Origin of the sequence: Photorhabdus stackebrandtii, assembly GCF_011189495.1 — a bacterium.
Classification (GTDB): domain Bacteria; phylum Pseudomonadota; class Gammaproteobacteria; order Enterobacterales; family Enterobacteriaceae; genus Photorhabdus; species Photorhabdus khanii.
On sequence record NZ_PUJV01000167.1, the window covers coordinates 1 to 613 of the forward strand.

Sequence of the window (613 nt, forward strand, 5' to 3'; positions counted from 1 at the left end):
GACCACTTTGTGATTCATGACTGGGGTGAAGTCGTAACAAGGTAACCGTAGGGGAACCTGCGGTTGGATCACCTCCTTACCTGAGATGCCGTTGAGTGCAGTGCTCACACAGATTGTCTGATGAAAGAACAGAGTAAATTATCGTAACAGGCTTGTAGCTCAGGTGGTTAGAGCGCACCCCTGATAAGGGTGAGGTCGGTGGTTCAAGTCCACTCAGGCCTACCAATTCTGGTTATCCTTGGGTCTTCCCCCGCGGCGTGACTCATGTGCTGGCGCACACGGCGTTACTCGCGTTGAAATACCCGGCGGCTAAGCGAATTGGCTGGTATTGATGACGATAATGAAGTCTGTCGGTATGGGGCTATAGCTCAGCTGGGAGAGCGCCTGCCTTGCACGCAGGAGGTCAGCGGTTCGATCCCGCTTAGCTCCACCATACACAAGAAATAGTTCAGAGTATATTGGCGACAGTATGCTGTGAATTATATTGCTCTTTAACAATCTGGAACAAGCTGAAAATTGAATACAGTCAATAGTCTCCCCGAGGGATTATTGATGAGTCTCTCAATAACACATACCCCGAAACTCTTTCGGGTTGTGAGGTTAAGCGACTAAG

The 613-nt window shown here is 49.6% G+C and carries 2 tRNA genes and 1 rRNA gene; all 3 read left to right on the forward strand.

From position 1 onward, the window contains the following. Window positions 1-79: ribosomal RNA gene (locus C5470_RS22170) — 16S ribosomal RNA — on the forward strand; the annotation flags it as partial. A 69-nt stretch (window positions 80-148) separates the two neighbouring features. Further along, a tRNA-Ile gene (locus C5470_RS22175) sits at window positions 149-225 on the forward strand. Window positions 226-357: 132 nt separating this feature from the next. Then, window positions 358-433, forward strand: a tRNA-Ala gene (locus C5470_RS22180). Window positions 434-613: the final 180 nt, after the last annotated feature.